Here is a 22,658-nt window from a genome sequence, read left to right as displayed (position 1 = left end):
AGGGACTTCATGTACACGCAATTCTTCCAGCTGAAACAATCGCCGTTTTCCATCGCGCCCGACCCACGCTACCTGTACATGAGCGAACGCCACCGCGAGGCGCTGGCGCACCTGCTGTACGGCGTGGAGGGCGGCGGCGGTTTCGTGCTGCTGACGGGCGAGATCGGCGCCGGCAAGACCACCGTGTGCCGCTGCTTCATGGAACAGATCCCCGCGCATTGCGAGCTGGGCTACATCTTCAATCCCAAGCTGACGGTGGAGGAACTGCTGCTGTCGGTGTGCGACGAGTTCCGCATCGAACTGCCGGAGGGCACGCCGGGCGCGCGCGCCGTCAGCGTCAAGGGCTATGTGGACGCGATCAACCGCCACCTGCTGGACAGCCACGCGGCGGGCAGGAACAGCGTGCTCATCATCGACGAGGCGCAAAACCTGTCGGCCGACGTGCTGGAACAGCTGCGGCTGTTGACCAACCTGGAGACCAGCGAGCGCAAGCTGCTGCAAATCATCCTGATCGGCCAGCCCGAGCTGCGCGCCATGCTGGCGCGGCCCGAACTGGAGCAGCTGGCGCAGCGCGTGATCGCGCGCTACCACCTGGGCTCGCTGTCGGTGGAGGAGGCCGGCAGCTACATCGAGCACCGGCTGGCGGTGGCGGGCGCCCATGGGCCGCTGTTCCCGCGCGGCCTGATGCCCCATATCCACCAGTTGACCAAGGGCGTGCCGCGCCGCATCAACCTGCTGTGCGACCGCGCGCTGCTGGGCGCCTATGTCGAAAACGCCGCGCAAGTCACGCGCGGCATCGTGCGCAAGGCGGCGCGGGAAGTGTTCGCCGCGGACGCGGCGGGCGCCGGCACGCAGCGTCGCTGGCCCGCCGTCGCCGCCGGCGTGCTGGCCGGCGCCGCCCTCACCGCCGCCGCCGCTTGGCAACTGATGCCCCCCGCCGCCCCCGTAGTTGTCACTTCAACATCGGTGTCAGGCACCGGACAGGACACGAGCCCGGCCGCTGGCGGGGCGGCGCGCGTCGACCGGCCCACCGCCGTTGCGCCAGCCTCGCCGCGGGCGGGCAACGCCCTGGCCCAAAGCGGACGTGTCCCGACGGGCCCGGGCCCGGTTGGGGGGGCGCCCGCCGCGATGGCTGTTGGGCAGCTGCCCTTCGCGGCGCACGTCCCGGCAACGGTGCCCGGCGCGGCGCGGGACACGAGCCTGGCCGCGCACCTCCCAGCGGCGATGGCGCGGGCCGGCCACGACACGGGCCTGGCTGTGCGCCCCCCCGGGCCCGGCGCCGGCCTGGACACGAGCCAGGCCGCGCTGCGGCAATTGGCCAGCCTGTGGGGGCAAGCGGTGCCGGATGGCGAGTTCTGCGCGTCGGCCGCCAGGCTGAACCTGCGCTGCCTGCATGGCAAGGGTGCCTTGGACGAGTTGCGCCTGCTGGACCGTCCCGCCGTGCTGAAGCTGAACGACGATCCGGTCGCGCCGCGCTATGGCGTGTTGACGTCGCTGTCCTCGGGCGGGGCCACCCTGGCGGTCGCCGGCAAACAGGAAACGCTAAGCCTGCAGGCGCTGGCGGCCCGCTACGACGGAAGCTACACCACCTTGTGGCGCGCGCCCCGCGCCTGGCGCGACGAGGTTTCCGCCGGCGATCGCGGCCCGGACGTGGACTGGCTGGCCAAGCGCCTGGCCGCGCTGAACGGTGCCAGGAAACCGCAGGAAAACCAGCCGCTGGACGGCACCACGCAAGCCCGTCTGCGTGAATTCCAGGTCAGCCAGAAACTGAAGGCCGACGGTGTGGCCGGTCCCAAGACCTTCATCAGACTCAGCCAGTTGGGCGGCGTGCAGGAGCCGCGGCTGCTGGCGCCGGGCGCGGCGGGGAAATAACCATGTCCTACATACTCGAAGCACTCAAGAAGGCCCAGGCGGAGCGCCAACTGGGCGCCACGCCCACCATCCACGCGCCCACGCTGGACGTGGCCGCCACGCGCGGCGCGGGACGCCGGCCATGGCAGCCGGTCGCGCTCGCCGTGGCCGGCGTTGCAGTGGCGGGGTTGCTGGCGCTGCTGTGGCGCCAGCAGTCCGCCGCGCCGGGCACTGCGGCGGTTCCGGCCGTGGCGGTGGCAGCGGGCGCGCCGGCGGCGCAGCCGTCCAGCGCTCCGGTGGTCCAGCCTGCCATGGCGCCCGCCGCCGGACATGGCGACGTCACCGCGCCCGGCCTAGCCCCGTCCGCCGCGCGCGACGACGGCGCCGCAACGGTCGCCCAGCGCGCTCAAGACGCGCCTGCCGCCGCCAAGCGCGGAGCGGCGCCAGCCGGCCAGGGCGCCAACGACGCGCCGTCGGCGCCACCACTCGAGGCGGCGCCGTCCGCCCAGCGAGCCAACGACGCGCCGTCGGCGCCCCCGCGCGAAGCGGCGGCATCCTCCCGGCGCGCCAACGATCAGGGTCCGGCCGCCGCGCGCGAAGCGGCGCCGGTCGCCCTTGCCGCCGAATCCAGGTCCGCGAAGCCGGGCAAGCCCGCCGCGCCGTCCGGCCCGGAGGTCGCGATGGCCGATCCTGTTGGCAAACCGGCACTGGCCGCCAAGCCCGAGCCCGCGTCGGCCAGACCCAAATCCAAGCCGGCGCCAGCCGTGGATGAGGCCGAGGAAACCGCGCAACTGCTGCGCGAGTTGCCCGAACCCATCCAGCGCATCGTGCCGCCGGTCACCATGAGCGGCTATATGTATTCGAGGAACCCGGCGGACCGGCTGGTGCTGATCGACAAGGTCCTGCGCCGCGAAGGCGAGGAGGTCGCCCCCGGCCTGGTGCTGGAAAAGCTGCAGGCCAAGGCCGCCGTGTTCTCGTTCAAGGGCTATCGCTACCGCGTCCCATATTAATCAAAGGAAAGTAATGCACCCAGCACCATCCGCGCCGCGCGACGTGATCGGCATCGTCGGCAGCTCCGGCAGCGGCAAGACCACATTGCTGGAATTCCTGGTGGCCCGGCTGTCGGCCCAGGGCCTGCGGGTCAACATCATCAAGCACAGCCATCATGACATCGAGGTGGAGCCGCCGCGCAAGGATTCGGCCCGGCTGCGCATGGCGGGCGCGGCCGAGGTGATGGTGGCCTCGCCCTACCGCGTCGCCATCATCCAGGAGTTGCGCGGCGCCCCCGAACCCACGCTGGACGAGCAACTGTCCCGCATGTCGCCCGCCGACCTGACCTTGGTGGAGGGATTCAAGTCCTACGCCTACGACAAGCTCGAAGTGTTCCGCCCGCTGGCCGGCAAGGCGCCGCTGTACCCGTCCGATCCGCACATCGTCGCGGTCGCCTCCGACCAGCCCGCGCCGGACGACAAACCGGACGGCGTGTTGTGGCTGGACCTGAACGCGCCGGGCGTGGTGCTGGACTGGCTGCGCCTGCGTTTGAAAAAAAATGGCGAGGTGGCCTAAAGATCCGAACAAAACGTCCGTAAACAGGGGATAGGCCTTACTGGGGGAATCTCATGGACGTTACAGGAATTGCACGGTTGTCAACGACGATCGCGGACACCGGCACCAAGCAGGACGTGGCTGTGGCCGTGCAGAAAAAAGCCCAGGACATCCAGGCTTCCAGCGCCTCGGCCCTGATCGAGGCGATTCCGCCCGTGCCCAAGGCGTCCAATCTGCCGCCCAATCTCGGCAACACCATCAACACCACCGCTTGACCGGCGCGCGCCGCCGCGCTTGCCCGTCGAATTGCGTTACAGTACGAGCCCGGACCGCCATCGGCGGTCGCGGGTTTTTTGCTTTTTCGGCGGGGTGAGACATCCTGCCGAAAAAAACATAAAAATAGTTGTAATGTTTCGCCGCCCCGTACGACTACTGTTCAGCCGCAGACATCTGCGCTGTAAAATCCAAACACTTTTCACCTGAGGAGATACACCATGAACAAACGTCAAGCCCTGATCGCCGCCGCCCTGGCCTCCGTCTGCGCCGCGTCCGCCGTCACCGCCACCGCCGCCGACGCGCCCAAGGGCGACAAGGAAAAATGCTACGGCATCGCCAAGGCCGGCCAGAACGATTGCGCCGCGTCCAATGGTTCGCACTCCTGCGCCGGCCAGGCCAAGATGGACAACGCCGAGACCGAGTGGAAATACGTCGCCAAGGGCACCTGCGAGCAGGCCGGCGGCAAAACCAAGGCGCCAGCCAAGTAATCGCGTTGCCAGGGCGGAGCGGCTGCCATGCCACGCGAGTTCAACCCGGCGCTGGGTGTCGGCATCGGATTGCGGGCTCCGCACTATCGTGATTTCCTCGAACGGCGGCCGCGCGCCGGCTGGATCGAGGTGCACACCGAAAATTACCTGGACCAGGGCGGATGGGACTGGCACGTGCTGCAAACGCTGCGGCGCGACTATGCCGTCAGCCTGCACGGCGTCGGCCTGGGCCTGGGTTCCGCGCGCGGCTTTTCGGCCGCGCATCTGGACCGCGTGGCGGACCTGGTGCGGGACGTGCAGCCGGCGCTGGTGTCCGAGCACTTGTGCTGGGGCGCCGTGTTCGACCGGCACCTGAACGACTTGCTGCCGCTGACCCTGAATCACGCCGCGCTGGACCTGTTGAGCGAGCGCGTGCAGCGCGCGCAGGACCGGCTGCGCCGCCCCATCCTGCTGGAGAACGTCTCCACCTACGTTCGCTTCCGCGACGACGCGATGAGCGAGGCAGAGTTCCTGGCCGAGCTGGCCCGGCGCACGGGCTGCGGGCTGCTGCTGGACATAAACAACCTGTACGTCAACCAGTGCAACCACGGCGAGGACGCGCTGGCCGCCATCGCCGCGATCGCGCCGGGCACGGTGGGGGAGATCCACCTGGCCGGGCATCTGGTGACGCCGGAGGCGGTGATCGACCACCACGGCGCCTCGGTGGCCGAGCCCGTGTGGCGGCTGTACGAGGCCGCGCTGCGCCGCTTCGGCGCGCTGCCGACCCTGATCGAGTGGGACACGGATATACCTCCGCTGGAGGTGTTGCTGGCGGAGGCGGAGAAGGCGAGGGCGGTGGCGGCAGGCATGCGCCAACCCCGGATGCCTACCCTGGGGGCGGACCCGGCGGGTCTGACCCCGGCACCCGCCGCGGCTTGTAGCGAGCGCCGCGCGGATGCCTCGGCCGGCCTGGCCGACAGCCAAAGCGCCTTCGCCGCCGGCCTGTTCGCGCCGGCCGACGCCGCCCCGGCGCTGGCCGCATTCGCGCCGGACGATCGCAACGAGCAGCGCTACGCCCTCTATCGCGGCAACCTGTCCGCCACGTGGGCCAAGACACTGGCCGCGGCCTATCCCGTCATCGCGCAACTGGTCGGCGACGAATTCATGGCCGCGCTGGGCAAGGAATACGGCCGCGCGCATCCGTCCGCCAGCGGCGACCTGAACCAGTTCGGCGGCCATTTCGCCGCCTTCCTGGCCGGTTTCCCGCACACTGCCGACTTGCCCTACCTGCCGGACATGGCCCGCCTGGAATGGGCGCTGCACCGCGCACATTACGCGCGGGACGCTCCCGCGCTCGCCGCGGTGGACCTGGCCGCCGTGCCGCCGGACGAACTGGAAACCGCCCGCCTGCGCTTGCGCCCGGCCAGCGCGGCGATGGCGTTCGAGTGGAATGTCGTCCCGCTGTGGCTGTCCCACCAGCCCGACGGCCCGCCCTTCCCGGACGACATGCGCGTCGCCTGCCACGGCCTGATCGTCCGTCCGCACTGGAAGACGCGCCTGCTGCCGCTGGTGCCGCCCGCGCACGCCGCGCTGGCCGTGCTGCAGGCCGGCGGCGACTTCGGCGCCGCGCTGGACGCCGCCTTCGATATCGACGAAGCATTCGATGTCGCCGCCCAACTGCGGTCGTGGCTGGACCACGCCGTCTTCACCGCAATCGACCGCGCGCCCTGAGCGCGCACGCCGCGGCGACCGCCGCGCCCCAACGAAAGCCACTATGAACACCTTGATCGGATTGCACCGCCAGTTCTCCCGTTTCGACGCCTGCCTGGGCGACTGGGGCGGTTCCCTGGCCAGCCTGGCCATACGCTGGTACGTCGGCTGGCAGTTCATGAAAGCCGGCCTGGCCAAGATCGGCGACTGGGACGCCACGCTGTCGCTGTTCCGGGACGAGTACCAGGTGCCGCTGCTGCCGCCCGAACTGGCCGCCTGGCTGGGCGCCGGCGGCGAACTGCTGCTGCCCGCGCTGCTGTTCGCCGGGCTGCTGACGCGCCCGGCCGCGCTGGGCCTGTTCCTCGTGAATGCGATGGCGGTGATTTCCTACCCGCAGTTGTTCCAATTCGATTGCCCGGCCGCGATCAACGATCACTTCTATTGGGGCGCGTTGCTGCTGGTGGTGGTGGCGTTCGGACCGGGCCGCCTGTCCCTCGACGCGATGATCGGGGGCAAGCGGCCGGCGTAGGGGAGGGATGGCTAGCTGAAGGCCCGCATCAGCTTTTGCTCGCCGGTGCGGTCTTTGTGGACCAGGTTGGCCGCGTGCGTGGCGGCGATCATGCGCGACAGCTGCGCGTCCTCGAAGCGCGCCAGTTCCTCGGTGGCGGTCAGCAGGGCCTGCATCAGCTTGGCGCGCGCGCTCTGGTACAGCACGCTGCTGTAGTGGTCCGTGCTCTTCAGCAGCTCTTCCGCGTTTTCTATGACTTGGCGCAGATCGCCTATCAGGCGCTCCTGCGTGTGGAGTTGTTCAGGGCCATCCATGGCGCTCCCCTTCGGCAATGCGATCTATCGCTTCATGACTGGGCACGCCCCTTGGGGGCATGTCCTTCCTTTCAGCTTAGCGATTGCTTGCTCGAATGCAAGAAAAATTACCGTTGGATCACGCGCTGCCGTCGCCGGCCTCCACGCTGATCCGCACATCGCCTATGCTGACTTGCTGCCCCGCGCGTATCTTGCAGGTCTTGCGGAGTTCCCGCTTGCCGTCGACCTTCACCTCGCCGCTGGCCACCAGCGCCTTGCCGGCGCCGCCGCTGTCGCACAGGCCGACCACCTTCAGCAGCTGGTTCAGTTCGATGAACTCCGACGTCAATTCAAAACTCACTTTTTGCATTTTATCCCTAGTCCGGAAATGTTGTTATGTATTGATAAATTGTTCGTGTTTTGTCACTTGGGCTGGGTCATCTCCAGCGGCACGATCCACTGCGCGAACTGCTCGTCCGTCACGAAGCCCAGCGCCAGGGCGGCCTCGCGCAAGGTGGTGCCCTCGTGCTGCGCCTTCTTGGCGATTTGCGCGGCGCGATCATAGCCGATATGCGGCGCCAGCGCAGTAACGAGCATCAGCGAGCGCTCCATCAGCTCGTTGATGCGGCCGATGTTCGGTTCGATGCCCTGGGCGCAATGATGGTCGAAGCTGCGCATGCCGTCCGCGAGCAGGCGGGCGCTTTGCAGGAAGTTGTGGGCGATCAGCGGCTTGTACACGTTCAGCTCGAAATTGCCGGACGCGCCGCCCATCGTGATCGCCACGTCGTTGCCGAACACCTGGCAGCACAGCATGGTCACCGCCTCGCACTGCGTGGGATTGACCTTGCCCGGCATGATGGAACTGCCCGGCTCGTTTTCGGGGATGGTGATTTCACCCAGGCCGGAGCGCGGGCCGGACGCCATCCAGCGCACGTCGTTGGCGATCTTCATCAGCGCCGTGGCCAGCGTTTTCAGCGCGCCGTGGGCCGCCACCAGCGCGTCGTGGCCGGCCAGCGCGGCGAACTTGTTGGGGGCGGTCTCGAACGGCAACTGCAGGCGCGCCGCCAGTTCGGCCGCGATGCGGGTGGCGTATTCGGGATGGGCGTTCAGGCCGGTGCCGACCGCCGTGCCGCCCGCCGCCAGCTCCAGCAGCGGATACAGCGAGGCGGTGATCGCCTGGTCGGCGTAGTCCAACTGGGCGACGTAGCCGGAAAACTCCTGGCCCAGGGTCAGCGGGGTGGCGTCCTGCAGGTGGGTGCGGCCGATCTTGACGATGTCGGCGAAGGCGTGCGACTTGGCTTGCAGCGTGGCGCGCAGTTCGCGCAGCGCGGGCAGCACGTTGCGCGCCACCGCGAGCGAGGCCGCCACGTGGATGGCGGTGGGGAAGATGTCGTTGGACGACTGGCCCATGTTCACGTGGTCGTTCGGGTGCAGCAAACGGGCCTCGCCGCGTTCGCCGCCCATCAGCTCCGAGCCGCGGTTGGCCAGCACCTCGTTCATGTTCATATTGCTCTGCGTGCCGGACCCGGTCTGCCACACCGCGAGCGGGAATTCGCCGCCGTGCAGGTCGGCCAGCACCTCGTCCGCCGCCCGGGTGATGGCGCCGGCCTTGGCCGCGTCCAGCAGTCCCAGGTCCAGGTTCACGCGGGCGGCGGCGCGCTTCACGTTGGCCAGCGCGGCGATCAGCTCGGGCGGCATGCGCTCGCTGGAGATGCGGAAATGCTCGAGCGAGCGCTGGGTCTGCGCGCCCCACAAGCGCTCGGCGGGCACGTCGATGGGGCCGAAACTGTCGCGCTCGGATCTGGTGCTCATGGGAGTCCTCTGGTGGCCGTGGGTATGCCAGCCAGTGTAGCGCAGCAGGCAAAATCCGGCGCGGGACTTCAAAACGGCGAATTCCAGCCGTTAAGACTGTTACACTTCAGAAATTCCTAACAGCCCATCGAACATGCAGCGTCGCCGTCACCGTTTTTCCCTCTCTCGCGCCGGTGGTTTCGTGCTGGCGGCGTTGCTGTCGCCGCTGTCGCTGGCGGCCGAGTTGGGCGACATCGCGGTGCGGTCCCACGTCGGCCAGCAGTTGTCGGCCGATATCGAACTGGTGATGCTGGCGCCCGAGGACGCCGACGGCGTGGCGGTCCGCCTGGCCGGGCCCAATGTCTACCAGGGCGCGAATATCCGCATGAATCCGGCGCTGTCGACCTTGCGCATGTCGGTCGTCAAGCGCGACGGACGGCAGTTTCTGCACCTGACCACGTTCCAGCCGGTGGAGGCGGAATTGCTGCACCTGTACCTGGAACTGGGGACGGGCAGCCGCGCCGCCGTGCGCGCGGCCACCATCTGGCTGACGCCGGAGCCGCCGCAAGCGCCGCGCCCGGCCGTGGCGCGTTCCCCGGTGGTGGCGGTGCCGCCTCTTGCACAGCGGGCGCCCGCGCCGATGCCCGAGCCGATGCCTGAGCCGCCAACCGCGCCGCCCGCCGGCGCCAACCGCGCGCCTGCCTCAAGCTCCGTGGACCCGCTGCAGCGCTCGCCCGCCGCGGCGTCCGAGCCTTCCCAGGCGCCGCGCACGCCGATCGACGCCTCGTCGCCGTCGCGATCCACTGTGTCCGCTGCTGCGCGCCCCTCCGTCCCGGCAGCCGGCAGTCAACCATCCGAGGCGGCACTGGCCGCCGCGACGGCGCGCGCGGCCGCCGCGCGGTCCCGGCTGGGGGAGGCGTCCGCGCGGACTCCCGCCGCCTGCCCGGCAGGTGGTGGCGACAAGCTGAAGCAATGCGTGGCGCTGGATGCGAAGAACGCCGAACTTCGCGGCAAGATCGTCGACCTGGAAGGCAAGGTGAAGGAATTGCAGGCCGCGCTCGCGCCGGTCGCGGCCGCTGCTGCTGGCGCGACCGCAGCCGGCGGCGCCTCGACGGCCGCCACAGGCGCATCCGCAGCCACAGCCGCTCCCGCAGCCGCCGCGGCAGCTACAGCAGCTACAGCAGCTACAGCAGCTACCGCCGCAGCGGCACCTCCCGCAGCGGCAACTCCGGCGGCGGCCGTCAACAAGGCTGGCACCATCATCCCGCCGTCGGCGCCGCCGAAAAACGGCGCGAAGAAGGAAAAGCGCTCCGGCATCAACGCCACCACCATGATCGCGGGCGGCAGCCTGCTGGTGCTGCTGGTGATAGGCGCCATCGTCCATTTCCTGCGCAAGCGGAAGTTCCGTTTCTCCACCGAGAAGCTGAAGGTCTGGCAGGGCTGGCGCAAGAAAAAACCCGAGGAGGCGCCCCCGCCGCCGCCGGCGGAACCTATATTGGGCGAAGAATAGCGCCCATCTCTACCGGCGGGGCGTGGGGCTGCGAACTCCGCTATACTCGTTTGTGGTCATCGCGCCACGCAGCCCCCCCTCAACGCTGGTCAGGTGCTGAGTGGTGCCCACTTCATTTTCCCGGAAAGGCATCATGAGCACCGCACCGATACAGACGCAGTACGACGCATTCAAGCAACTTGGCCTGAAACTGGACATGTCGCGCGGCAAACCCGCGCCCGAGCAGCTGGACCTGTCCAGTGGCCTGATGGACGGCCTGGACGGCTACATCGCCCAGGACGGCACCGACACCCGCAACTATGGCGGCGGCGTCGGCATCGCCGAGGCGCGCGCGCTGTTTGGCGAGCTGCTGGACGTGCCGGCGGCCCAGGTCGTGGTCGACAGCAGCGCCAGCCTGTCGCTGATGCATGACGTCGTCGTCTACAGCCTGCTGTGCGGCCTGCCCGGCCACGCGCCATGGCTGTCGTCGCAGCCGGTGACCTTCCTGTGCCCGGTGCCGGGCTACGACCGCCATTTCGCCATCTGCGAAAACCGCGGCATCAAGATGATCAACGTGCCGATGGGCGAGGACGGCCCGGACATGGACGTGGTCGAGCAACTGGTGGCTTCGGACGCCAGCATCAAGGGCATGTGGTGCGTGCCCAAGTACAGCAATCCGGGCGGCGTGGTGTATTCGGACCAGGTGGTGCGCCGTCTGGCCGCGATGAAGACCGCCGCGCCGGACTTCCGCCTGATGTGGGACGACGCCTACCGCTTCCACCACCTGGGCGAGGAAAAGACCGGCATGCCCAACATCCTCGACGCCTGCGCCGAGGCGGGCAATCCGGATCGCGCGTTCGTGTTCGCCTCCAGTTCCAAGGTCAGCTGGGCGGGTTCGGGCGTGGCCGCGCTGGCGGCGTCGCCGGCCAACATCGCGTGGTGGACCCGGCACGCCGGCATCCGCAGCATCGGCCCGGACAAGGTCAACCAGCTGCGCCACGTGCGCCTGCTGCAGGACAAGGCCACCGTGGAGGCGCTGATGGAGCGGCACCGCGCGCTGCTCAAGCCGAAGTTCGACATCGTGCTGGCGCAATTCGAGGAATACCTGGGGCAGGTGCCGGGCGTGAGCTGGACCAAGCCCAGCGGCGGCTACTTCATCGACCTGGTGACGCCGCCCGGCGTGGCCAAGCGCACGGTCGCGCTGGCCAAGGAGGCCGGCATCGTGCTGACGCCTGCCGGCGCCGCCTTCCCCTACGGCAAGGACCCAGAGGACAGCCACATCCGCATCGCGCCGAGCTTCCCGTCGCTGGACGAGATCCGCCAGGCCGCCAAGGGCATCGCGCTGTCGCTGCGCCTGGCCATCAGCCAGTAGGTTACGCCAGTGAGCGACTCAGGGGCGGCCTGCGCCGCTCCGTGTAGCACGTTCGGAAACAAAAAAGCGCCTCAAAGGGCGCTTTTGTCGTTGGACGGGGCGGGGATTACTGGCGCACGCCCGGCACCTGGTTCAGCCAAGGCTCGGTCACGTCGCGGATGGCGCGGTCGTTGGCCAGGATTTGTTTCAGCAGCTCGATCTTGCGCTGGCGCTCGGCGCCGGCTTGCGGCGGAACGATCACGCCGGCGGTCACGTTGGACGCCACGGCGGCGGTCTGGTTTTCCAGGCGGCCCAGGCTTTCCCAGTCGCTCGCGCGCGCGGCTTGCACCATTTGATTGGTCAGTCCGGCAACATTTTCGTACATCGAGAGGACTTCGTTGGAGGTCATGGCGCATCCCGGCAAGTGGAAAAGGACTACTGCTTGTCTGGATTAACGTCTGGCCCAAGGGAAACTTTAGGGCTTTTTTGAAAAAAACCGAAAAAAATCGAAAAAAGTTTAAAGGTGGCTAAAAAGACAAGGCCGGCGCGGCCTGGAAGGGCGGCGCCGGCCTCGGCCGGAAAGGAAGGCGGGCTTAACTGACCAGCTCCTCCAGCCCCGCGCTCAGTTCGCTTGGCGGCGGCATGTCGTCGATCAGCGCGTTCGGCTCCAGGCCCAGCGCCTCGGCCAGCTCGGTCGGGTAGCAGGCGGCGATTTCCTCGGCCGTCAGCTTGTTCTCCTCCACGCGCGCGCGCCACGCGGCCAGGTGCACGACGCCGGCCAGGCGGGTCGCTTCCTCGTTGTTCAGCGGGTCGGGGAAGGTGGCGATGGTTTCCGAGAAGGCCTCGGGGAACTTCCAGCGGCGCGCCAGTTCGGCGCCGACGTCGGCGAAGGTGTAGCCGAAGGACTGCTGTTCCGCGTCCAGGCGGCGCGAATCGAGAGGGCCGGCCACCTTGTCCAGCTGCATGGCCTGTTCCGGCATGGCGGCGTGCACCACCAGTTGGCCGATCGCGTGCATCATGCCGATGGTGAAGGCGAGGTCGGTGTTTTCCTTGGTTTTCTTGGCGATCCACTTGGCCGAGACCGCCGTGTACAGGCTGTAGCGCCAGAACTGTTTCAGGTCCAGGCCGGGCACGGACTTGAAGCCGCTGACCAGGCCGGAACTGATGACCAGGGTGCGGACCGTCACGAAGCCCAGCATCAGCACCGCGTCCTCCACCGTGCCGATGCTGCGCGACACGTGGTAATACGCGGAATTGGCCAGGCGCAGCAATTTGGCGCTCAGCACCGGATCGGCCGACAGCTTCTTGGCGATTTCCTCGGTGGACACGCTGGCTTTATCAAAACTGCTGATCAGTTCTTCGACGACCTTGGGGGCGGTGGGCAACGCGGTGGGATTCTGGAAAAGCGCTTCGAGTTTCATTCTTTGTCTCCTGTGGAAGGCGTTGCTGTAGGTGAACTATATAGCGATTCTCGCGATTGTTGTGGGCTTATCGTGAGGTTTTTAACGACCGCGTCGCATCGCCGCCTCGCATCGCGCGGGAACGCCGGGATTCCGCGGCCCGGGCGCCGTATTTTGCAGTCTGTCGCACGGCGCTCGCTTCGCCCGCCCGGTCACCCTAGAGTGCAGCCTGGCCCACCACGCCAGATAAAAACATTAAAACAGGATAGAACTCCCATGAAGACCGCTTTCAGCCTCGCCCTGTGCGCGGCGCTCCACGCCACGCAGCCCGTCCACGCCGCGACGGACGCGCCATCGACCGCCACCGCCGCGCCATCCGCCGCCGTGCTGCCGGGCGACGACTTCTTCGCCTACGCCAACGCCGACTGGCTGCGCACCACCCGGATTCCCGCCGACCGCGGCAGCTGGGGCGGCATGTCCCAGCTGGCGGACGACACCAACCAGCGCATCGTCAAGCTGATCGAGGCGGCCGGCGCCGACCAGCACGCCGGCGCGGAGGCGCGCAAGGTGGCCGACTTCTACCGCGCCTACATGGACGAGGCGGCGATCGAGGCGCGCGGCGTGACGCCGCTGGCCGCCGAACTGCAACACATCAAGGAAATCAGCGACAAGGCCGGCCTGACCCGCGCGCTGGGCGCCTCCCTGCGCGCCGACGTGGACCCGCTGAACGCCACCGAGTTCCACACCGAAAACCTGTTCGGCCTGTGGGTGGCGCAGGGCTTGAACGACCCCAGGCAGAACATGCCCTACCTGCTGCAGGGCGGCCTCGGCCTGCCGGACCGCGCCTATTACCTGGAAGATAACGAGCGCATGCACAAGCTGCGCACCGCCTACCAGGCCCACATCGCCGCCATGCTGAAGCTGGCCGGTCTCAGCGATCCCGAAACGCGCGCCGCGCGCGTGTACGAGCTGGAGCGCAAGCTGGCGCTGAGCCACGCCAGCCGCGAGGATTCGGCGGACGTCGCCAAGGCCAACAACACCTGGTCGCCGCGGGACTTCGCCAGAAAGGCGCCCGGCATGGACTGGCACGCCTTCTTCAAGAGCGCCGGCCTGGGCGGCCAGAGCAAGTTCATGCTGTGGCATCCCGGCGCCGTCACGGGCGCCGCCGCGCTGCTGAAGGAGTGTTCGCTGGACGCCTGGAAGGATTTCCTGGCCTTCCACACCGTCAACCGCAACGCCGCCAGCCTGCCGCGCGCCTTCGGCGACCAGCACTTCGAGTTCTACGGCCGCACGCTGAGCGGCACGCCGCAGCAGGCGCCGCGCTGGAAAAACGCCCTGGCGGCGGTCAACGACGGTATGCCGGACGCGGTCGGCAAGCTGTATGTCGCCAAATACTTCCCGCCCGAGGCCAAGGCCAGGCTGGAAACGATGGTGGCCAATATCGTGCAGGCCTTCCATCGGCGCATCGACAAGCTGGACTGGATGGCGCCGGCCACCCGCAAGGAGGCGCACGCCAAGCTGGACGTGCTGTACGTGGGCATAGGCTATCCGGAGCGGTGGACCTCGTATGGCGAGCTGGCCGTCAAGCCGGACGACGCCTACGGCAACACCGAGCGCGCGCGCAAGCTGCGCTACGCGCAGCAGCTGGCCAAGCTGCGCCAGCCGGTGGACGGCAAGGAATGGTGCATGCCGCCGCACCTGGTGAACGCCGTCAACATGCCGATGCAGAACGCGCTGAACTTCCCGGCCGCCATCCTGCAGCCGCCGTTCTTCGATCCGCAAGGTCCGGACGCCGTCAACTACGGCGCCATCGGTTCCGTGATTGGCCACGAGATCAGCCACAGCTTCGACGACACCGGCGCCCAGTTCGATTCCACGGGCCGCCTGCGCGACTGGTGGAGCGCGGCCGACGCGGCCCACTTCAAGAAGGCCACCGGCGCGCTGGTGGCGCAATACTCGGCCTACCAGGCCTTCCCCGACCTCAAGCTGAACGGCCAGCTGACGCTGAGCGAAAACCTGTCCGACCTGGCCGGCGTGGCCGCCGCGCTGGACGCCTTCCACGCCACGCATCCGGCCACGGTGGACGGCGACCGCGCCTTCTTCATCGGCTACGCGCAAAGCTGGCGCAACTTGGCGCGCGACGCGTCGCTGCGCCGCCAGGTGATGACGGACGGCCATGCGCCCGCCCAATGGCGCACCTACACCGTGCGCAACCTGGACGCCTGGTACCAGGCGTTCGACGTGCGGCCGGGCCAGCGGTTGTACCTGGCGCCGGGCGAGCGCGTGAAGGTCTGGTGATGCCGGTCTGGTAACGCCGGTCTGGTAAAGTAGGGGCATGGACAAGGAACTCGAGCAGATCACCCGGCGCACGCTGGAGCATTACGAGCGCGGCGCGCGGCAATTCTTCGAAGGCACGCGCGACCACGACGTGAGCCAGAACATCGGCGCGCTGCTGGAGGCCATCCACGCCCCGGCCCCGTACCGCATCCTCGACCTCGGATGCGGGCCGGGGCGCGACCTCAAGACCTTCACCGAGCTGGGCCACAGCGCCGTCGGCCTGGACGGTTCTGAGCAGTTCGTGCGCATGGCGCGTGTATGGAGCGGCTGCGAAGTGTGGCGGCAGGATTTCATCGACCTTCAATTGCCCGATGGCGAGTTCGACGGCGTCTACGCCAACGCCTCGCTGTTCCACGTCCCCAGCGCCGCCTTGCCGGACGTGCTGCGCAGGCTGCGCGCCACGCTCAAGCCGGGCGGCGTGCTGTTCAGTTCCAATCCGCGCGGCGACAACCAGGAGGGCTGGAACGGCGCGCGCTACGGCAGCTATTACGACTACGACACGTGGGAACGGTATCTGCTGGCGGCGGGATTCATTGCCGTCCACCACTATTACCGCCCGCCGGGATTGCCGCGCGAACAGCAGCCATGGTTGGCCAGCGTCTGGCGCAAGGCCTGACGGATTGCCTTTAATGTTAGGCAACGTACTGAACCGCACACATGGCGCGCCTATGATGTTTGCAAGCACACCGCGATGGCGTGTGAGCTTCACTCACTTCAAGGAGGGCATCATGAACAAGGACCAAGTCAAAGGCAAGGCCAAGGAAATCGGCGGCAAGATTCAGGAAGAGGCCGGTGAACTGGTGGGCAGCTCCGAGCAGCGCGCCAAGGGCATCGCCAAGCAATCCGAAGGCAAAGTGCAGAAGAGTGTAGGCGACCTGAAGGAAGCCGTGAAAGACACGATCGACCGCGGCAACCGCTAATCATTGCGTCCAAGTAAAAAGCGCCCAGGGCTATTTAATGGCCCCGGGCGCTTTTTTTCGTCCCGGCATAAATCGCCCTGGGCTATTTATACGTTTCATATACGTTTCGCATAAATAGCCCTGGGCGTTTTTTGCTGGCGGGCATCACTCGGGCTTGAGGTGCTTCTTGAAGAAGGACTCGATGGTGCCGTAGACGTGGCGCTGGCTGGCCTTGCCGGACATGCCGTGCTTGGCGCCGGGGTAGGTCATCAGTTCGAATTGCACGTTGCGGTTGACCAGGGCGTCGATCATGCGCGTGGTGTTGGTGAACAGGACGTTGTCGTCGGCCATGCCGTGCACCAGCAGCAGCGGCGATTTCAGGCCGTCCACGTGCGCGAACACGCTGCTCTGGCGGTAGCCTTCGGCGTTGTCGGCGGGCTTGCCCATGAAGCGCTCGGTGTAGTGGGTGTCGTACAGCTTCCAGTCCGTCACCGGCGCCACCGAGACGCCCATCGCGATCTTGTCGGACGCCTGCGCCAGCAGGCGCAAGGTCATGAAGCCGCCGTAGCTCCAGCCGAACACGCCGATGCGCTTGGGATCGACATAGCTTTGCCGGCCCAGCCATTCAACGCCGGCCAACTGGTCTTGCACTTCCACCTCGCCCAGGCGCTTGTGGATGGCGTCGGTGAAGGCGCGCTCGCGCCGCCAGGAGCCGCGGTTGTCCAGCCGGAAGGCGAGGTAGCCTTGCTGCGCCATGTACTGGTCGAAGTAGTTGCCCCATTTGCGCCCCACGTGCTGCGCGTGCGGCCCGCCGTAGGTGGACAGGTACACCGGGTAGCGCTTGGACGCGTCGAAGCCGCGCGGCTTGATCAGCGCGTAGTGCAGCGTCTGCCCGTCCTGCGCCTTGATGGTGCCGAACTCGGTGGGCAGGTGCTCGGCCTTGTAGGGCGCGTACGGGTGCTTGTCGTCCAGCGCGTTCTGCTCCAGCCAGCCGACCATGGCGCCGTCCGCGCGGCGGATGCTGATCTGCGGCGGCGTGTCGGGCGACGACCAGGTGTCGACGAACACTTCGCCGTTGCGCGAGAACGCGGACTCGTGCCAGCCGTCCGCCTGCGTGATGCGCTTGGGCTGGTCGGCCGTGCCGCCGTCCAGCGCCAGCGCGTAGGTCTGCTTGTCGATCACGGCGTCGCGGTTGGCGGCCACGTAGACGCGGCCGGCCTTCTCGTCCACCGCCAGCACGTTGTCCACGCCCCAGTCGCCCTTGGAGATGGGGTGCAGCAGCTTGCCGTCCAGGCTGTACAGGTACAGGTGGTTGCGGCCGCTGCGCTCGGACGACCAGATGAAGGCGTCGCGCCCCCTCAGGAAGCGCAGGTCGTCGTGGATGGTGGTCCAGGTGTCGGCCTTCTCGGTGACCACGGTGCGCTGCCGCAAGGTGGCGGCGTCCACCGCCACCAGTTCCAGCGTTTTCTGGTCGCGCGTCTGGCGCTGGTAGTACAGCGCCTTGCCGTTGGCGCTCCAGTCGGCGCGCACCAGGTAGATGTCCTTGTCGGCGCCCAGGTCGACCTCGCGCTGCTCGCCGGTGGCGGGCGAGACGATGCGCAGCTGCACGGTGGCGTTGGGATCGCCCGCCGCCGGGTAGCGCTGCTCGACGACGTCGGTGCGGTCGGCGTAGATCTCGAAGCGGCGCGCGACCGGCACCTGCGCCTCGTCGTAGCGCTTGTAGGCGATGGCGCTGTCGTCCGGGGCCCAGTAGTAGCCGGTGCGCTGGCCCATTTCCTCCTGGGCGATGAACTCAGCCTCGCCGTTGTGCACGGTGCCGGCGCCGTCGGTGGTCAGCTGGCGCTCCTGGCCGGTGGCGAGCTCGATCACCACCAGGTTCTGGTTGCGCACGAAGGAGAGGTAGCGCCCCATCGGCGAGATCTTCGGGTCCAGCACGTTGCCGCTGGCGACCAGGCGCGGGGCGTCCGGCCTGGCCGCGTCGATCAGGTACAGGTCGCCGGCGATGGGCACCAGCAACTGCTTGCCGTCCGGCGACCAGCTGTAGCTGAGGATGCCCTTCAGGCTGGCGGTGCGCTCGCGTTCGCGGCGCGCTTTTTCCGCGTCGGACAGTTTTTCGTCCGGCGCCAGGCGCTGGGAATCGACCAGACGGCGCGCGGTTTTCGCCTTGATGTTGAATTCCCACAGGTCCTGCTGGAACTGGTTGTCGTCGCGGCCGCGCAGGAAGGTCACGCGCGCGCCGTCGGGCGACACTTTCATGCCGCGCACGGCGGCGCCGGCCAGGGCGGGGTCGCCGTGGATGCGGTCCAGGGTCAGGCGTTCGGCGGATACGGGCAGGGTCGCGGTCATGGCAACGGCGGTGGCAAGGGAGGTGAGGTGGAATCGCATGCGCAGTCTCGGAAATCGGGAAGGGTATTGCGGCGAAACAATACCAGACCGGCGCATCGCACGGATTTGGAATACGCGTTGAAAAACCGTCGTTCGTTCGGCGTTCGCACGGCCTAGGCTCCGCGCAGGCGTTGCACGGACAGCCGGTGCAGCGACATGGTCAGCAGCACGGCGGCGATGGTCAGCCCCAGCACCAGGCCGATCCAGAAGCCGCTGGCGGCCATCGGCGCGGCGGGCGCCAGCGGCGCCCACGACGGCGCCAGCCCCAGCACGCAGCCCAGCGGCAGCGCGAACACCCAGAACGCCAGCACCTGGATCTGCATCGGCTGGCGCGTCACCTTGTAGCCGCGGATGGCGCACGAGGCGGCGACCTGGGCCGCGTCGGACAGCTGGAACAGCGCGGCGAACAGCAGCAGGTGGGCGCACAGCGCCCGCACCGCCGGGTCCGATGTGTAGGCGGCCGCGATCTGGTGCCGGAAGACGGCGATGAACAGCGCCGACAGCAGCGCGAACGCGAGCGACATGGCGACCCCGATCCAGGCCGCGAAGCGCGCCCGCTCCGGCTTGTTCTCGCCCATGGCCTGGCCCACCCGCGTGATCAGCCCGATGCCGAAGCTGAGCGGCACCATGAACACCAGCGAGGCGAAGTTGAGCGCGATCTGGTGCGCCGACACCTCGACCACGCCGAAGCGCGCCACCAGCAGGCTGACCGCGCCGAAGGCGCTGACCTCGGCGAAATAGGTGACGCCGATCGGCAGGCCCAGCCGGAGCATGGCGCGGATCTCCGGCCAGTGCGGCCACTCCCAGTGCGTGAACGGATAGGTCTGGCGGTAGGCGGGCGCGTGGCGTATCCAGGCCACCATGGCGGCCAGCATCAGCCACATGCAGGCGGCCGTGGCCACCGCGCAGCCCACCCCGCCCAGTTTGGGCAGGCCCAGGTGGCCGAAGATCAGCAGCCAGTTGACCAGCACGTTGAACGCCAGCCCCAGCAGCGCGATCACCATGACCGGCTTGGTCTGGTTGATGCTGGTGCTGTAGCCGTACAGCGCGCGGTGGGCGGCGAACGCCGGCAGCCCCAGGCTGATGATGTGCACGAACAGGGAGGCGCGCGCGTTGACGGCGTCGTCCAGCAGCAGGTGGTCGAACAGCAGGGTGGCCAGGTTGGCCAGCAGCATCGCCACCACGCCCACGCCCAGCCCCTTCCACAGCGCCTGGCGCACCGAGTGCGGAATGGTGCCGAAGGCGCCCGCGCCCACCTCGTGCGCGACCACGCTGTTAATCGCCATCATGGTGCCGCTGACGGTGACGATGATGATGGACCAGATCGACGCGCCCAGCGACACGGCAGCCAGCTCGGCCGCGCTGGTGTGGCCCGTCATGGCGACGTCGGCCACGCCCATGCCCACCGTGGCGAGCTGCCCGATCAGCACCGGCCACGCCAGCCGCCACAGGGCGGCGGCTTCGGTGCGGAGCGTGGTCGGGCTGAGGGTGTCGGACATGGGGCGGCGCTTTTCGAAAGGGGAGCGCACGATTCTACTGAGAATCCTGGAATACCGCTGGCTCATGCGGTAGGATTTTGTTACACAGTCGTGTAGGCTAACGCTCCCGCTTGAACGTTGACTGTAAGAACGGACCTGCCCAGGTATAAAAATCAGAAGGAGCTATAAAAATGAAACGCACACTACTCGCATCACTGGCCCTGGCGACGCTGCTGGCCGGCCAATTCGCCGCCGCGCAGGCCGGCGAAATCACCCTGTACGCGCGCGACAACTTCCGCGGCGAGGAAGTCACCATCCGCGACGGCTCGCGCAACCTGCGCGACTCCGGCTTCAACGACCGCGCCTCCAGCATGGTGGTGCACTCCGGCGTGTGGGAAATCTGCGCGGACAAGGACTTCGGCGGCTATTGCGCCGTGTTCGAGCGGGGCGAGTACCCCAGCCTGCCGCGCTTCAACAACAGCATTTCCTCCGCGCGCCAGGTGGAGCGCGGCCGCGGCCAGGGGCATGGCCAGGGCCAGGGCCAGTTCCGCGACCGCGACCGCGACGGCGTGGACGACCGCGTGGAGCGCGAGCAGCGCCGCGAGGAGTGGCGCGACGGCCGGCGCGACGAGCGCGACGGCTACGGCGGCGCCCATCCCGAGCCGATCGAACTGTTCGAGCACGCCCGCTTCGAGGGCCGCCGCGTCGCCTTCCAGGGCGAGGCGCGCAGCATGCGCGGCGTGGACTTCAACGACCGCGCCAGTTCGCTGGTGATCTACCAGGGCCAGTGGCAATTGTGCGAACACGACAACTTCGGCGGCCAGTGCAATGTGTACGGCCCCGGCCGCTATGACAACCTGGGCAATATGAACGACCGCGTGTCCTCGCTGCGCCGCGTGCGCTAGGCGTAAGGTCCACCCAAACGCGCGCTGCGGCCGGCGCGTTCCTTGTAGTCTCATCCTCACTACGCCGTGTGGAGAGCGCACCGTGGAATACAAGGATTACTACCAGGCGCTGGGCGTGGACAGGCAGGCCAGCGCGGACGACATCAAGAAGGCTTACCGCAAGCTGGTCCGCAAATACCATCCGGACGTCAGCAAGGAGGCGGACGCCGACGTCCGGACCAAGGAGCTGAACGAGGCCTACGGGGTGCTGGGCGATCCCGAGAAGCGGGCCGCCTACGACGAACTGGGCGACGGCCGCTACCGGGCCGGCGAGCAGTTCCGTCCGCCCCCCGGCTGGGGCCGCGCCGGCCAGCCCGGCGACGGCGGCGGGGCCGATTTCGACTCGGACTTCTTCGCCGACCTGTTCGCCCACATGGGCGGGCGCGGGCGGCGCGGCGGCGGCTTCCAGACGCGCGGCGAGGACAGCCACGCCGCCATCGAGATCACGCTGGCCGACGCCTATCACGGCGCCAGCCGCACCGTCAGCCTGCGCGTGCAGGAGCCCGACGAGCACGGCCGCCTGCACACCCGCGAGCGCACGCTGGACATCAACATCCCCAAGGGCGTCGCCGCCGGCCAGCAACTGCGCCTGGCGGGGCAGGGCCATCCCGGCGGCGGCGGCGCGCCGCCCGGCGACCTGTACCTGGAACTGCGCTTCCGCGACGATGCGCGCTACCGCGTCGACGGCCGCGACGTCTACGAGACCGTGCCGGTGGCGCCATGGGAGGCGGCGCTGGGCGGCGACATCGACGTGCCCACCCCGTCCGGCCGCGTGACCGTGACCGTGCCGCCCAATTCGCGCAACGGCCGCAAGCTGCGCCTGAAGGGGCGCGGCATTCCCGGCGCCGCGCCGGGCGACCTGTATCTGCTGCTGGAACTTGCGCTGCCGCCGGCCGACACCGAGCGCGCGCGCAAGCTGTATGAAACGATGGCGCGCGAACTGGCCTTCAACCCGCGCGCGCACCTGGGAACATGAGGGGGCTCCAATGGGTGGAAATGAGGCGAGACAGCCGCTCAGCGGCGAAGTGCTGGACGGCGCCGGATTGACGCTGGAGGAGCTGGCGCGCGCCTGCGCGGTGGAACCGGAATGGGTGGTGCAGCGGGTGCGCAGCGGCATCCTGCTGAACGACGCGGCCGACCAACCCGGCGCCTGGCGTTTCGGCAGCGTGGAGCTGGTGCGCGCGCGCCGCCTGCTGCGGGTGGAATCCGATTTCGAGGCCGGCGACGAGCTGGCCGCGCTGGTGGTGGACTTGTGCGAGGAGGTGCGCCGGCTCAGGGCGAAGCTGCAAAGCGGGGCCGCCCGATAGCGTCCTGTACCAAAGTACGGCTTACAGCCACCCGCACGCTCGATACAGTCTGGACGGCCGCGGCTTCCGGCCGGGAAAAGTGTTGCAACTATTCAACATCGGTGGATTGCTCGCCGAGTTGAGGAGACTTATGCCATGACGGAAGAGTATGCTCTGGAGAGCACGGTTCTCCCAGCGGGCGCCGCCCGCGCCGGCCGAGGACGATGTATTTCGAGAGAGACAATATGGGCAAAACCATCATGGTGGTGGACGATTCGGCTTCGCTGCGGCAGGTCGTGGGGATCGCGCTGAAGGGCGCCGGTTACGAGGTGGTGGAGGCGGCCGACGGCCAGATCGCGCTGGGCAAGCTGGGCGGCCAGCGGGTGAATCTGATCGTGTGCGACGTCAACATGCCCAATATGGACGGCATCACCTTCGTGCGCGAGCTCAAGATGCTGCCCAGTCACAAGTTCACGCCCGTGATCATGCTGACCACCGAAACCCAGGAGGCGAAAAAGCGCGAGGGCCAGGCGGCCGGCGCCAAGGCCTGGGTGGTCAAACCCTTCAAGCCCGAAGTGCTGCTGGGCGCGGTGCAAAAGCTGGTTCTGCCCTGACCGGAACGGCCGCACTACCCACAATTTCGAGGAG

The 22,658-nt window shown here is 68.1% G+C and carries 23 protein-coding genes; 16 read left to right on the top strand and 7 right to left on the bottom strand.

The annotated features are described in order from the left end of the window. Window positions 1-9 precede the first annotated feature (9 nt). The 7 genes from BM436_RS10020 (at window position 10) to BM436_RS09990 (ending at window position 6,378) form a co-directional block, all read left to right on the top strand. Window positions 10-1,872 carry an ExeA family protein gene (locus tag BM436_RS10020; protein WP_093555366.1) on the top strand — a complete coding sequence of 621 codons (1,863 nt, stop codon included), beginning with the start codon at window positions 10-12 and terminating at the stop codon, window positions 1,870-1,872. A gap of 2 nt (window positions 1,873-1,874) precedes the next feature. After that, entirely contained in the window at window positions 1,875-2,861 is a 987-nt protein-coding gene (locus BM436_RS10015; RefSeq protein WP_229489838.1) for a general secretion pathway protein GspB, read from the top strand. A 13-nt stretch (window positions 2,862-2,874) separates the two neighbouring features. Beyond that, window positions 2,875-3,417 carry a molybdopterin-guanine dinucleotide biosynthesis protein B gene (gene mobB, locus BM436_RS10010; RefSeq protein ID WP_093555365.1) on the top strand — a complete coding sequence of 181 codons (543 nt, stop codon included), beginning with the start codon at window positions 2,875-2,877 and terminating at the stop codon, window positions 3,415-3,417. 77 nt (window positions 3,418-3,494) lie between these two features. Beyond that, window positions 3,495-3,671, top strand: coding sequence for a YjfB family protein (locus BM436_RS10005; RefSeq protein WP_229489834.1), 177 nt, complete (start codon window positions 3,495-3,497; stop codon window positions 3,669-3,671). 219 nt (window positions 3,672-3,890) lie between these two features. Beyond that, a complete protein-coding gene (locus BM436_RS10000; protein ID WP_093555363.1) occupies window positions 3,891-4,160 on the top strand; it encodes a BufA1 family periplasmic bufferin-type metallophore in 270 nt (89 codons plus the stop codon). A gap of 27 nt (window positions 4,161-4,187) precedes the next feature. Next, window positions 4,188-5,870, top strand: coding sequence for an MNIO family bufferin maturase (bufB, locus tag BM436_RS09995; RefSeq protein ID WP_093555362.1), 1,683 nt, complete (start codon window positions 4,188-4,190; stop codon window positions 5,868-5,870). A gap of 43 nt (window positions 5,871-5,913) precedes the next feature. Further along, the gene (locus BM436_RS09990) at window positions 5,914-6,378 is read left to right on the top strand and encodes a DoxX family protein (RefSeq protein ID WP_093555361.1); all 465 of its coding nucleotides are present in this window, start codon (window positions 5,914-5,916) and stop codon (window positions 6,376-6,378) included. 11 nt (window positions 6,379-6,389) lie between these two features. Here the strand turns inward: BM436_RS09990 and BM436_RS09985 are convergent, their stop codons facing one another. The 3 genes from BM436_RS09985 to fumC all read right to left on the bottom strand — a co-directional run bounded on the left by BM436_RS09985 (window position 6,390) and on the right by fumC (window position 8,462). Continuing rightward, on the bottom strand, window positions 6,390-6,671 hold the full coding sequence (locus tag BM436_RS09985; protein WP_093555360.1) for a DUF883 domain-containing protein: 282 nt from the start codon (window positions 6,669-6,671) through the stop codon (window positions 6,390-6,392). A 118-nt stretch (window positions 6,672-6,789) separates the two neighbouring features. After that, the gene (locus BM436_RS09980) at window positions 6,790-7,020 is read right to left on the bottom strand and encodes an RNA-binding S4 domain-containing protein (RefSeq protein WP_093555359.1); all 231 of its coding nucleotides are present in this window, start codon (window positions 7,018-7,020) and stop codon (window positions 6,790-6,792) included. Window positions 7,021-7,073: 53 nt separating this feature from the next. Next, a complete protein-coding gene (gene fumC, locus BM436_RS09975; protein ID WP_093555358.1) occupies window positions 7,074-8,462 on the bottom strand; it encodes a class II fumarate hydratase in 1,389 nt (462 codons plus the stop codon). A 133-nt stretch (window positions 8,463-8,595) separates the two neighbouring features. Here fumC and BM436_RS09970 point away from each other — a divergent pair, with 133 nt between their 5' ends. Further along, window positions 8,596-9,951: a type IV pilus assembly protein FimV gene (locus BM436_RS09970; protein WP_143133054.1), complete on the top strand. Its 1,356-nt coding sequence runs from the start codon at window positions 8,596-8,598 to the stop codon at window positions 9,949-9,951. Window positions 9,952-10,084: 133 nt separating this feature from the next. Further along, window positions 10,085-11,302, top strand: coding sequence for an aspartate aminotransferase type Ic (locus BM436_RS09965; protein WP_093555356.1), 1,218 nt, complete (start codon window positions 10,085-10,087; stop codon window positions 11,300-11,302). 106 nt (window positions 11,303-11,408) lie between these two features. Here BM436_RS09965 and BM436_RS09960 read toward each other — a convergent pair whose 3' ends face one another. Together BM436_RS09960 and BM436_RS09955 are read right to left on the bottom strand one after the other, a co-directional pair. Further along, a complete protein-coding gene (locus BM436_RS09960) occupies window positions 11,409-11,690 on the bottom strand; it encodes a flagellar protein FliT (protein WP_093555355.1) in 282 nt (93 codons plus the stop codon). 184 nt (window positions 11,691-11,874) lie between these two features. Next, window positions 11,875-12,702, bottom strand: a complete 828-nt coding sequence (locus tag BM436_RS09955; protein WP_093555354.1) for an HDOD domain-containing protein — start codon at window positions 12,700-12,702, stop codon at window positions 11,875-11,877. Between the two features lie 255 nt (window positions 12,703-12,957). Here BM436_RS09955 and BM436_RS09950 point away from each other — a divergent pair, with 255 nt between their 5' ends. The 3 genes from BM436_RS09950 (at window position 12,958) to BM436_RS09940 (ending at window position 15,938) form a co-directional block, all read left to right on the top strand. After that, window positions 12,958-14,979: a M13 family metallopeptidase gene (locus BM436_RS09950; RefSeq protein ID WP_093555353.1), complete on the top strand. Its 2,022-nt coding sequence runs from the start codon at window positions 12,958-12,960 to the stop codon at window positions 14,977-14,979. Between the two features lie 37 nt (window positions 14,980-15,016). Continuing rightward, window positions 15,017-15,634 (top strand): class I SAM-dependent methyltransferase, encoded by a 618-nt coding sequence (locus BM436_RS09945; RefSeq protein WP_093555352.1) that lies wholly within the window; start codon window positions 15,017-15,019, stop codon window positions 15,632-15,634. A 112-nt stretch (window positions 15,635-15,746) separates the two neighbouring features. After that, window positions 15,747-15,938, top strand: a complete 192-nt coding sequence (locus BM436_RS09940; protein ID WP_093555351.1) for a CsbD family protein — start codon at window positions 15,747-15,749, stop codon at window positions 15,936-15,938. A 144-nt stretch (window positions 15,939-16,082) separates the two neighbouring features. Here BM436_RS09940 and BM436_RS09935 read toward each other — a convergent pair whose 3' ends face one another. Continuing rightward, window positions 16,083-18,302, bottom strand: coding sequence for a S9 family peptidase (locus BM436_RS09935; protein WP_093555350.1), 2,220 nt, complete (start codon window positions 18,300-18,302; stop codon window positions 16,083-16,085). 113 nt (window positions 18,303-18,415) lie between these two features. Beyond that, entirely contained in the window at window positions 18,416-19,801 is a 1,386-nt protein-coding gene (locus BM436_RS09930; protein WP_093555349.1) for an MATE family efflux transporter, read from the bottom strand. A 170-nt stretch (window positions 19,802-19,971) separates the two neighbouring features. On the opposite strand from BM436_RS09930, the gene BM436_RS09925 reads away from it, so the two are divergent. From BM436_RS09925 to BM436_RS09910, 4 genes are all read left to right on the top strand, one after another. Continuing rightward, the gene (locus BM436_RS09925; protein ID WP_093555348.1) at window positions 19,972-20,685 is read left to right on the top strand and encodes a beta/gamma crystallin-related protein; all 714 of its coding nucleotides are present in this window, start codon (window positions 19,972-19,974) and stop codon (window positions 20,683-20,685) included. 82 nt (window positions 20,686-20,767) lie between these two features. Beyond that, entirely contained in the window at window positions 20,768-21,700 is a 933-nt protein-coding gene (locus tag BM436_RS09920; protein WP_093555347.1) for a DnaJ C-terminal domain-containing protein, read from the top strand. A 10-nt stretch (window positions 21,701-21,710) separates the two neighbouring features. Further along, window positions 21,711-22,031, top strand: coding sequence for a chaperone modulator CbpM (locus BM436_RS09915; RefSeq protein WP_093555346.1), 321 nt, complete (start codon window positions 21,711-21,713; stop codon window positions 22,029-22,031). Window positions 22,032-22,255: 224 nt separating this feature from the next. Further along, window positions 22,256-22,624 (top strand): response regulator, encoded by a 369-nt coding sequence (locus BM436_RS09910; protein WP_093555345.1) that lies wholly within the window; start codon window positions 22,256-22,258, stop codon window positions 22,622-22,624. Window positions 22,625-22,658 lie beyond the last annotated feature (34 nt).

The sequence above is a fragment of the Pseudoduganella namucuonensis genome (assembly GCF_900116645.1).
Taxonomy (GTDB): Bacteria; Pseudomonadota; Gammaproteobacteria; order Burkholderiales; family Burkholderiaceae_D; genus Rugamonas; species Rugamonas namucuonensis.
Note: the sequence above shows the minus strand (reverse complement) of the source record. Positions and strands in the feature narration are given on the sequence as shown.

Coding starts and splice junctions, on each gene's coding strand:
- BM436_RS10020 (WP_093555366.1), top strand. CDS start 10: ATGTACACGCAATTCTTCCAGCTGAAACAATCGCCGTTTTCCATCGCG.
- BM436_RS10015 (WP_229489838.1), top strand. CDS start 1,875: ATGTCCTACATACTCGAAGCACTCAAGAAGGCCCAGGCGGAGCGCCAA.
- mobB (WP_093555365.1), top strand. CDS start 2,875: ATGCACCCAGCACCATCCGCGCCGCGCGACGTGATCGGCATCGTCGGC.
- BM436_RS10000 (WP_093555363.1), top strand. CDS start 3,891: ATGAACAAACGTCAAGCCCTGATCGCCGCCGCCCTGGCCTCCGTCTGC.
- bufB (WP_093555362.1), top strand. CDS start 4,188: ATGCCACGCGAGTTCAACCCGGCGCTGGGTGTCGGCATCGGATTGCGG.
- BM436_RS09990 (WP_093555361.1), top strand. CDS start 5,914: ATGAACACCTTGATCGGATTGCACCGCCAGTTCTCCCGTTTCGACGCC.
- BM436_RS09985 (WP_093555360.1), bottom strand. CDS start 6,671: ATGGATGGCCCTGAACAACTCCACACGCAGGAGCGCCTGATAGGCGAT.
- BM436_RS09980 (WP_093555359.1), bottom strand. CDS start 7,020: ATGCAAAAAGTGAGTTTTGAATTGACGTCGGAGTTCATCGAACTGAAC.
- fumC (WP_093555358.1), bottom strand. CDS start 8,462: ATGAGCACCAGATCCGAGCGCGACAGTTTCGGCCCCATCGACGTGCCC.
- BM436_RS09970 (WP_143133054.1), top strand. CDS start 8,596: ATGCAGCGTCGCCGTCACCGTTTTTCCCTCTCTCGCGCCGGTGGTTTC.
- BM436_RS09965 (WP_093555356.1), top strand. CDS start 10,085: ATGAGCACCGCACCGATACAGACGCAGTACGACGCATTCAAGCAACTT.
- BM436_RS09960 (WP_093555355.1), bottom strand. CDS start 11,690: ATGACCTCCAACGAAGTCCTCTCGATGTACGAAAATGTTGCCGGACTG.
- BM436_RS09955 (WP_093555354.1), bottom strand. CDS start 12,702: ATGAAACTCGAAGCGCTTTTCCAGAATCCCACCGCGTTGCCCACCGCC.
- BM436_RS09950 (WP_093555353.1), top strand. CDS start 12,958: ATGAAGACCGCTTTCAGCCTCGCCCTGTGCGCGGCGCTCCACGCCACG.
- BM436_RS09945 (WP_093555352.1), top strand. CDS start 15,017: ATGGACAAGGAACTCGAGCAGATCACCCGGCGCACGCTGGAGCATTAC.
- BM436_RS09940 (WP_093555351.1), top strand. CDS start 15,747: ATGAACAAGGACCAAGTCAAAGGCAAGGCCAAGGAAATCGGCGGCAAG.
- BM436_RS09935 (WP_093555350.1), bottom strand. CDS start 18,302: ATGCGATTCCACCTCACCTCCCTTGCCACCGCCGTTGCCATGACCGCG.
- BM436_RS09930 (WP_093555349.1), bottom strand. CDS start 19,801: ATGTCCGACACCCTCAGCCCGACCACGCTCCGCACCGAAGCCGCCGCC.
- BM436_RS09925 (WP_093555348.1), top strand. CDS start 19,972: ATGAAACGCACACTACTCGCATCACTGGCCCTGGCGACGCTGCTGGCC.
- BM436_RS09915 (WP_093555346.1), top strand. CDS start 21,711: ATGGGTGGAAATGAGGCGAGACAGCCGCTCAGCGGCGAAGTGCTGGAC.
- BM436_RS09910 (WP_093555345.1), top strand. CDS start 22,256: ATGGGCAAAACCATCATGGTGGTGGACGATTCGGCTTCGCTGCGGCAG.